General features: G+C 49.4%; 10 protein-coding genes. 9 read left to right on the top strand and 1 reads right to left on the bottom strand.

Features of this window, described 5'->3' with window-relative positions; genetic code table 11:
- Nucleotides 1–286: 286 nt before the first annotated feature.
- Complete coding sequence (locus NTW12_11330; protein MCX5846928.1) at nucleotides 287–2,053, bottom strand: ATP-binding protein; 1,767 nt, start codon at nucleotides 2,051–2,053, stop codon at nucleotides 287–289.
- 223 nt (nucleotides 2,054–2,276) lie between these two features.
- Between NTW12_11330 and NTW12_11325 the strand changes: the two genes are divergently transcribed.
- From NTW12_11325 to NTW12_11285, 9 genes are all read left to right on the top strand, one after another.
- Entirely contained in the window at nucleotides 2,277–2,795 is a 519-nt protein-coding gene (locus NTW12_11325; GenBank protein ID MCX5846927.1) for a Spy/CpxP family protein refolding chaperone, read from the top strand.
- Nucleotides 2,796–3,114: 319 nt separating this feature from the next.
- Nucleotides 3,115–3,462 (top strand): metalloregulator ArsR/SmtB family transcription factor, encoded by a 348-nt coding sequence (locus tag NTW12_11320; GenBank protein ID MCX5846926.1) that lies wholly within the window; start codon nucleotides 3,115–3,117, stop codon nucleotides 3,460–3,462.
- Between the two features lie 104 nt (nucleotides 3,463–3,566).
- On the top strand, nucleotides 3,567–3,800 hold the full coding sequence (locus NTW12_11315; GenBank protein MCX5846925.1) for a thioredoxin family protein: 234 nt from the start codon (nucleotides 3,567–3,569) through the stop codon (nucleotides 3,798–3,800).
- Between the two features lie 286 nt (nucleotides 3,801–4,086).
- A complete protein-coding gene (locus NTW12_11310; protein MCX5846924.1) occupies nucleotides 4,087–5,037 on the top strand; it encodes a permease in 951 nt (316 codons plus the stop codon).
- A gap of 141 nt (nucleotides 5,038–5,178) precedes the next feature.
- Nucleotides 5,179–6,051 carry a universal stress protein gene (locus NTW12_11305; protein MCX5846923.1) on the top strand — a complete coding sequence of 291 codons (873 nt, stop codon included), beginning with the start codon at nucleotides 5,179–5,181 and terminating at the stop codon, nucleotides 6,049–6,051.
- Nucleotides 6,052–6,096: 45 nt separating this feature from the next.
- Nucleotides 6,097–7,137, top strand: a complete 1,041-nt coding sequence (gene arsB / locus NTW12_11300) for an ACR3 family arsenite efflux transporter (GenBank protein ID MCX5846922.1) — start codon at nucleotides 6,097–6,099, stop codon at nucleotides 7,135–7,137.
- Nucleotides 7,138–7,160: 23 nt separating this feature from the next.
- Nucleotides 7,161–7,406 (top strand): UXX-star (seleno)protein family 1, encoded by a 246-nt coding sequence (locus NTW12_11295; GenBank protein MCX5846921.1) that lies wholly within the window; start codon nucleotides 7,161–7,163, stop codon nucleotides 7,404–7,406.
- A 141-nt stretch (nucleotides 7,407–7,547) separates the two neighbouring features.
- Nucleotides 7,548–7,934 carry a thioredoxin family protein gene (locus tag NTW12_11290; protein ID MCX5846920.1) on the top strand — a complete coding sequence of 129 codons (387 nt, stop codon included), beginning with the start codon at nucleotides 7,548–7,550 and terminating at the stop codon, nucleotides 7,932–7,934.
- A gap of 12 nt (nucleotides 7,935–7,946) precedes the next feature.
- Complete coding sequence (locus NTW12_11285; GenBank protein ID MCX5846919.1) at nucleotides 7,947–8,654, top strand: sulfite exporter TauE/SafE family protein; 708 nt, start codon at nucleotides 7,947–7,949, stop codon at nucleotides 8,652–8,654.
- Nucleotides 8,655–8,784 lie beyond the last annotated feature (130 nt).

The raw sequence follows: 8,784 nt of genomic DNA, 5'->3' as shown, positions 1-8,784 counted from the left end.
CCTTTCATTTGTCTGGCCCGCAAGACATATTTCCATAAACATGCCTCTCCCTTGGTCATCTCTTTGCGAAGCTTATTGGCAAAAGGTTGTAAGCGTTTGTTGTAGCTGCATAAATTATTTTTATCAGCTTCCATACCTCCCCCTGCACCCCCTCCAGAGGGGGACATTGAGGTAGGCACCCCCTCCAGAGGGGGACAACCAAATGTCCAAACTCCAGGCTCCTCTTTAGAAAAGAGGGGATGATACATCATGCCTGAACAATGTAAACCACAACAAGAGTATCCACCTATGCGGGAGGGGCAGAGGTTGGGACAGTCGGTAAAAAGACCGATACCGTGGTTCCCTTGCCCGGTTCACTCGTTACCCTAATTTCACCATCATGGGCTTCAATAATCTTATAAACGATGGCCAGTCCGAGACCGGTTCCCGACGATTTGGTCGTAAAGTATGGATCAAAGATGCGGGCCAGGTCCTTTTCGTCGATCCCTTTTCCCGTGTCGGAGACATCGATCCTGATTATGCGGCTGTTGTGCGGGGAGAGTGTTACTGAAAGTGTACCGCCATGTTCCATCGCTCCGACGGCGTTCAAGTACAAATTCAACAGCACCTGTTTTATCTTATCTGAATCTATCAGGACATTCCCACTATCCGGCGGGATATCCGTATGAATGGCAATATTATTTGACCGGGTCTGGCCTTCGATCATTTTCAGGGTATGCCGGATCACTTCCTGCAGGGAAATCCATTGCCTGTTCATGTCCATGGGTCTGGCGAATTCCAAAAGCTGGCTGATAACCCGGTTCAGCCGTTCCACCTCCTGCACCATAATTTCGGCGGTCTTCTGATCTTCCGGGTTATCCCGGTATCGCTCTTTGAAAAACGTGGCGAAGCCCTTTATGGAACTCAGGGGATTCCTGATTTCATGGGCAATCCCGGCGGCGAGACTCCCGAGAGATGCAAGGCGCCTGCTTCTTTCCATCTCTTTTTTCAGATGTTGAACCTCGGTAATGTCCCTGAAAAGGATTACATAACCGATAGGGTTGCCGTCATCCTCTTCGAGAGTTGTGGCGATTACCTCTAAAGGGATTATTTCCCCCGTATGAACAGGACAATCTATTTCCTTTTCGATGACTTTTTTTTCAACCTTGAGGCTTTGCAGGAGCGCTTTACACGGCTGGGGCAGGATCTGATCGGCCGTCTTTCCGATAACTTCAGAGAAGGAATATCCCAGAACGGATTCAGCCGTCTGGTTAAATGAGATAATTTCTCCTCGATCATTTATGGCGACAAGGCCGATGGGCATGTTTTCGACCAGACTGTCCGAGAAGGCCTTGATCCGTGAGAGGGAGATCTTTGCCGAACGGTAACTCTGGGCCAGAAGGAGGGAGATAATGCCGGAAATCCCGATTAAAATGAAGATGACGGACATCCAGATCGTGTGCTGCGTGTTCTGTTCTCTTACCGCAATGATCGGACCCATATCCATACCGACAAAAACAATCAGTCCCGTAAATTCTGTGCGGATTTCCTCACTGCCTGCTTTTGATGACGTACCGTCCGGCGACACTCCGCCGTTGAATCCTTCGGGGAATGCTTGCGTCGGTGAAAACCGGCGGTAGACTTCAAATGTATCGGCGCCGGCAGGATTGGGAACCTGGCGCCACTGGGCTTTCTTCGACTCTGCTATGCGAGTAAGATCCAGTTCATTCCCGTACAATTCACCGATCATCGAGGGGTCGCTGTCGGCTACGATCGTTCCATTGGTATCGCTGACGATGAGGTAGTCTACACCCGGCTGCTGCGCTGTTTCGATGAGCAGTTTCTGGAGCTGAAAGCTCCTCCATTGCATCCCGATGCCCGTTCTTGCACCGGCCTCAAAAGACCTGATAAGGGCTTCTCCTTTTTCGATGAGGAGCTGGGTCGTATTCTCTTTTTGTTTATTGATATTTTCCAGGGTCATCATGATGAAGATCGGCACGAGAATTACCACCGCCCCGATGATAAACCAGGGTGATATACCGGCCCAGAATTTTTTATCGCCTCGTCGTTTCATATTCTTCATGTTCACCTGGATACTTATTAGTCAACTGGATACCACAATTGGATACTTATTATCCATATTTTTCTTTAGGGTAAAGCTAAAAGAATTCCATAGGTGTAAATGATTTGTTAATAACCGTGCAATATGAATATGTTACAGAATGTACAGACATCTGGCACAACCCTTGCTCACTACACTACTAAAAGCAAACAAATCCTTAAAGGAGGATATAACCATGAAAAAATTGACAATGACATTGGTCGCAGTATTTGCTGTGACAACTTTAGCGGCCTACGCGTATGCCTTTGGACCAGGCTGGGGCAGGGGTCATGGCGGTGGGCAATGCTATAGCGGCGGCTATTATGGGGGTGACATAACGGCAGTCCCCGGAATCAACCTGACGGCTGAACAGACCGCAAAGATCAACGCCCTTCGTGATGCCAATTTGAGGGATATTAAACCCCTTCAAGATAAGCTGTTCAGCAAGCGTGGTGACTTAAGACTGCTCTGGTTACAGACGAATCCGGATCAGAATAAGATTTTGGCAACACAGAAAGAGGTTAGAGCGCTGCGGGATCAGATGCAGGATAAAATGATCAGCAATCGCCTTGAAGTACTCAAGATCTTGACGCCGGAACAACAGGAAAAATTGAAGTCCTATGGACCGGGGCGTGGTTTTGGTCCCGGCATGAGAGGCGGTGCAGGAATGCACGGTGGCGGCCCGGGAACGGGCATGATGAGAGGCAACTGGTAAATCAACATTCTTTGAAGGATCATCTGGGAGGTAAAACCTCCGCCTCCCGGGTGATCGCTTTTTCTTTTTTTTCAAATTACTCACAGGAAAAGAATCTAAGCAAATCAAAAAAGCCCTTTTCTAAAATCATCAGAGATGCAAGTAAAAACTCCTCAAACACACCCCTTTAAATAACATACAAAAAACCTCATCAAGGCGCCTTCCTCGCCATGTTTGGTGGACGCCGTAACTAAAAAAATATCCCGATACAACATTTTCCTATTGACAACGGAAAGAACATCTATATATTGCCGAGCAGCAATACGGAGGAGAATGAGCAATGGAGGAATTCATTAAGGTCATGAAGGCCCTGTCGGACCCCAACCGGGTGAAGATCATTAAGATACTGCAAAAAAGGGTTATGTGTGTCTGCGAGATTCAGACAGCCCTGCGGTTAGCACAGCCCACTATATCCAAGCACATGAAAGTTCTGGAGAAGGCGGGTCTCGTGAGCCGCAGCAAAGACGGTTTGTGGGTCAACTATTCCATTACCGACGGCGCACAGAGCCCCTTTGCTGCAAGTCTCCTTGGACACATGCGCCACTGGGTCTCTGAAGATCCGGATATCCAGAGGCTCCTCGACCGTCTTGATGAGATTCAGCGGGAAGACATCTGCAAGAGCCCATGAAAGATTAAATAAATTACTTGTTGGAAATATGATGATAAGGAAGGAATGCTTACAGCAGCATTTTGGGACTTGAATACGGCAGACATGGAGAGGAGATGCGTTTTATGGAAATCAAGATTTTAGGTCCTGGATGTGCGAAATGCCATCAGGTGGAAAAACTAGTCAAAGAAACGCTCGCTGAAACGGGCGCAGATGCAAATGTCGAACATGTCACTGATTTCAAGAAGATCGCCGAGTACGGAGTTTTTAGCACGCCGTCGGTGGTCGTGGACGGCAAGGTCAAATCAGTAGGCAAGATTCCGAAAAAAGAAGAAATCAAGACCTGGATCGTGAAGTAATGATCAGAATCGTTTAATCCGTCATTCCTTGCTTGACAGGGGATACATGGCCGCAGGTTTGGATTCCCGCCGGATTTGCCCCTCGTGAAAGCGTGGGCGGAAATAACATTTACTATTTGAGATTCACTGTCATTGACTTAAGCCCTTCGACTCCCCTCTTTTCTAAAGAGGGGTTGGGGGAGATTTTACAAAATAGCGTAAAAATCCCCCTACATCCCCCTTTACTAAGGGGGACTTTAAAGACATAACATTCTTAAGTCAACGACATTGATTGGAGATTCACTTTATGATTCAAGCTTTTGCCGACTGGCTCACCTATAACGTATTCAAGATGACGGCGGGTGCCCATCTTGCCGACGCAGTCAATTTCTTCGTCTATGACACCATCAAGATCATCCTGATGCTGACGGTGATCATCTATATTGTGTCCATTATCAGGAGCTTTTTCCCACCGGAGAAGGTGAAGAACATCCTGGCCGGAAAGTCGGAATTCGTGGGAAACATTCTGGCGTCCATGCTGGGAATTGTCACTCCGTTTTGCTCCTGTTCAGCAGTACCGGTTTTCATCGGTTTCCTGGAGGCGGGCGTCCCCCTGGGTGTAACGCTGTCATTTCTGATCGCCTCGCCGATGATCAATGAAGTAGCCTTGGTACTGCTCTGGGGACTCTTCGGCGCCAAGATTGCCTTGATCTATATCGGGACAGGGATGGCCGTGGCTATCACGGCCGGCTTTATCCTGGGACGTATCCCCGCCGTGGAAAAGATGGTCGAGGATTACGTCTGGGAGATACGGATGGGGGTGGTGGAACTGCCGGAACTGACCTGGAATGACCGCTTCGAGCAGGCTCGCTTTCACACCCAGGATATCCTGAAGCGGGTCACCCTTTACGTCATCCTGGGCATCGGCGTCGGGGCGCTCATTCATGGTTATGCGCCAATTGACTTCGTGGCGAAATATGCCGGGAGGGACAACCCCTTTGCCGTTCCCCTGGCCGTCCTGATCGCCATCCCTCTCTATTCAAACGCCGCCGGGACGATCCCCATCGTTCAGGCTTTGATGGGCAAGGGGATGCCGCTGGGAACCGTGCTGGCGTTCATGATGGCCGTCACGGCCATTTCTTTCCCGGAAATGGTCATCCTCAGGAAGGTATTGAAAGTCAAACTACTGGTGATCTTTACGATCATTATGACGGTAGCCATCATCCTGGTGGGCTACCTGTTCAATGCCATCATTTAAACGAGGGTGTTATTTATGGAGGATATTCTAAAGTGGATCAAGAAATAAACCCGAACCTTATTTTGTCCGGCGAGCATCGAAGCCCTGCTTCGTCAGACGCTTAAAAAATATTAACAAGAAGCTACACAAAAGGAGGAAGCTATGTACGAAAAAGTTGTTATTGCATCGGATCTTTCCGACGCCACGACCCACGTAATCAACTGCGTCCAGGATCTCAAAAAAATGGGAACGAAAGAGGTCATTCTTTTCCATGCCCTCGGCATCAAACACCTCGATGCCCTTCAATACGATTTGGTACGGTATGCCGAGCCGATCCTCTTTGGACAGCAGGAACTTCTCAAAAGGTTGGGTTTTTCGGTCAAGCTCGCCATAGGAAAGGACGGGATAGTATGGGAACTTGTCAAAGTTGTTGAAAAGGAAAACGCATCCCTTGTGGTAATAGGGACACATGGCAGAGGTATGGCATTCGACACTCTCCTTGGCGGCGAGGCCCATAAGATCATGCATAATTCCCGGTTTCCGTTGCTTGTTATCAGGCTGCAACTGGTGAAGGGGGAAGGCGAGGAGAAATGCGCTGCTGATTGCTTGAGCTTCTCCAGGAAGATACTCTATGTCACCGATTTTTCGGATACCGCACAAAGGGCTTTCACTCATTTGGTAAAGATGGTTGAAATCGGGGCACAACGAATTTCCCTCCTCCATGTCCAGGATCAAACCAGAATAGAGAAACATCTCCGCGATCGTCTTGAAGAATTTAACGCCATCGATACGGAAAGACTGGAAATGCTGAAAAGCACTCTGATCAGTAAAGGCGCCCGTGAAGTGGATATACTGCTGAAGTACGGCATGCCGGTCAATCAAATACTGAAGCTCTCAAAGGAAGATGATTATTCCTTTATTCTTATGGGAAGCCAGGGACGGGGTTATGTAAAGGAAAGCTTCTTAGGGAGCGTGAGCAACAACGTCGTAAGGCGTGCCACTTTACCTGTCCTGCTTATTCCCGCACTAAGGTAAAATTATAAACACAAATAAATGGAGGGTTATATGCCGGACGGTATCATAAAGAAGTTGTCATTTCTGGATCGCTTTTTGACGTTGTGGATATTCCTGGCCATCGGCGCGGGAATCGCTATCGGCTATTTTCTCCCCGGTGTCTCCGACTTCATCATCGGCTTGCAGGTTGGTACAACATCCATTCCCATCGCCGTAGGCCTGATCCTGATGATGTATCCACCGCTGGCCCGGGTGAAGTATGAGAAAATGGGGAAGGTGTTTAAGAACAAAAAATTACTGACCGTATCCCTTGTGCAAAACTGGGTTATCGGCCCGGTGGTCATGTTTGTTTTAGCCATTGTCTTTCTGCACAATTATCCGGAATATATGATCGGCGTCATTCTGGTGGGGCTTGCCCGGTGCATCGCCATGGTCATCGTCTGGAACGAGCTTGCCGGAGGTGACCGGGAATTCGCCGTAGGCCTTGTAGCCTTCAACGCCATCGCTCAGGTTCTTTTCTACGCCGTCTACATCTATGTCTTCATCACGCTTGCCTTGAACTGGCTTGGACTTGCCAAAGACCTCAACATCAATGTCTCCATGGCGGAATCGGCGAAAACAGTATTTATTTATCTCGGCATTCCCTTTCTTGCCGGCCTCATTACCCGCTATTCCCTGATTCATATCAAAGGAGAAGAATGGTTCGACAAGGTATTCATGCCCAAGATAAGTCCCATCACGCTCATCGCTCTTCTGTTCACGATTGTTGTGATGTTCTCAAGCCAGGGGAACAAGATCATCCAGTCGCCTTTTGATGTCCTGATCGTGGGTATACCCCTTACCCTGTATTTTGCGGTGATGTGGTTCATGACATTCTTTTTTGTAAGAAAGATCGGCGGGAATTACGCGCAGACCACGGCAGTATCGTTCACTGCCGGGAGCAACGATTTTGAGCTGGCTATCGCCGTGGCCATTGCCATCTACGGCATCGACTCGGGTCAGGCCTTCGCCACGGTTATCGGGCCGCTCATCGAGGTGCCGGTCCTTATCATACTGGTCAACGTGGCCCTTATCTTCAAAAGGAAATTTTTCCCGGCAGAAGAATGAGTTTCAATATGCAGGAGACATTGATGGAAACAAAAATCCTCATCTACGGAACAGATACCTGACCCTTTTGTAACCAGGCTCGGGCAGCCTACGGCGACAGGGCCGTATATATCAATGTACATGAGGACCCGAAGAAACTGGAGGAAATGCTGGCCTATTCCGGCGGCAAGATGCAGGTACCCGTGATTGTGGAAGGCGACAAGGTGACGGTCGGTTTCGCCGGGGATATTTCCCTGCGCGGCGGCATCCCCATTTTCGGCGGCACCTGACCGGTGAAACGGCCCCTCGGTGAGGAGTAAAAATGGCGCAAATACATTTTAATTGTCCGTTGCTCTCAATGCTTAAAGCAACTGTGACAACTACGTATATACATTACGGCGGAAATTCTTGCGCTTGTTGAGGTTTTGTCTATGAACGTAAAGCGTGTTTCAGCGGTCATCGCTGTGATCGTTTCCATTTTTGTTCTCGGCGTCGTGGCTTCGCCGTCATTTTCTGCCGAGTTAAAAAACATCCCTGTAAAGGGTATGGTGACCATGGTGGATCTGGGAGCCAGAAAATGCATCCCCTGCAAGATGATGGCGCCGATTTTAGGACGCCTGGAGAAGCGCTATGCGGGTAGGGCAGCGATCATCTTCCTGGATGTATGGCAGGACTCGAAGCCTGCGTATCACTTCGGCATTCAGGGCATTCCCACGCAGATCTTTTTTGATAAGGCAGGCAAAGAGGTTCACCGCCACATGGGATTCATGAGCGAGGAGGCCATTGTAGCCCGGCTCAAGTCGATGGGCGTCCAGTAGAAGGCGGATATGATGCTGGAATCTTTCTTTCTTACGATCAACGAATGGATGACGGGAGCAGCGACCCTGGCCGCCCTTGGGTGTTTTCTGTGGGGCATGGTCAGCGTCCTGTTCAGCCCTTGTCATCTGGCATCCATTCCCCTGATCGTCGCCTATGTGGCTGGACAGGAGCAGATATTGCAACCCCGCCAGGCCAGCGCTTACTCCATTGTGTTTACCCTTGGCCTGTTTATTACCATTGCGCTGATCGGCATTGTCTGCGCCTTCCTGGGCCGGATGTTAGGCGACGTGGGGAATTACTGGCAGATACTGGTCGGCCTGGTCCTTCTCTGGGTCGCCCTGGGCATGATGGGGGTGCAAGCATGCTCCACCTCCGGCAGCCTGCTCTACCGTCTCAACCTGCGGAGGATCTGGGGCGCTTTCGGATTGGGTCTGGCGTATGGTGTGCTGTCCGGGTCCTGCACGTTCGGCTTCATTGCACCCATTCTGGCCATCATCACCATTCAGCAGAAAGTGACAGTCGGCATTCTTTTCATCACGCTGTTTGCCCTCGGTCACTGCCTCCCCATAGTCATTGCGGGAAGTTCAACGGCCGTGGTGAGAAAATTGATCGAAAACCAAGTCTGGCAGGGGGCGGGTATGTGGTTCCGCAAGGGCGCAGGGGCGCTCATCGCTGTTTTGGGCATCTACTTTATCGGAAATCCTTTTTGGGGAAATTAATGGTGAATCCTGCCCTGCGGTGATGAGTAAAAAATAACACAAAACTTATATATTTAGGAAGGAGGTCTTCTGGCATGTTTAAATCCATCGGTTTTATTGGAGGTGGAAGGATCACTAGGATTATCCTGGG

Source organism: Deltaproteobacteria bacterium (assembly GCA_026388545.1).
Taxonomy (GTDB): domain Bacteria; phylum Desulfobacterota; class Syntrophia; order Syntrophales; family UBA2185; genus JAPLJS01.
This window is presented reverse-complemented; position numbering and strand designations above follow the sequence as displayed.

Excerpts from the sequence above, each read along its gene's own strand:
- NTW12_11330 (MCX5846928.1), bottom strand. The coding sequence starts at position 2,053 with ATGAAACGACGAGGCGATAAAAAATTCTGGGCCGGTATATCACCCTGG.
- NTW12_11325 (MCX5846927.1), top strand. The coding sequence starts at position 2,277 with ATGAAAAAATTGACAATGACATTGGTCGCAGTATTTGCTGTGACAACT.
- NTW12_11320 (MCX5846926.1), top strand. The coding sequence starts at position 3,115 with ATGGAGGAATTCATTAAGGTCATGAAGGCCCTGTCGGACCCCAACCGG.
- NTW12_11315 (MCX5846925.1), top strand. The coding sequence starts at position 3,567 with ATGGAAATCAAGATTTTAGGTCCTGGATGTGCGAAATGCCATCAGGTG.
- NTW12_11310 (MCX5846924.1), top strand. The coding sequence starts at position 4,087 with ATGATTCAAGCTTTTGCCGACTGGCTCACCTATAACGTATTCAAGATG.
- NTW12_11305 (MCX5846923.1), top strand. The coding sequence starts at position 5,179 with ATGTACGAAAAAGTTGTTATTGCATCGGATCTTTCCGACGCCACGACC.
- NTW12_11290 (MCX5846920.1), top strand. The coding sequence starts at position 7,548 with ATGAACGTAAAGCGTGTTTCAGCGGTCATCGCTGTGATCGTTTCCATT.
- NTW12_11285 (MCX5846919.1), top strand. The coding sequence starts at position 7,947 with ATGCTGGAATCTTTCTTTCTTACGATCAACGAATGGATGACGGGAGCA.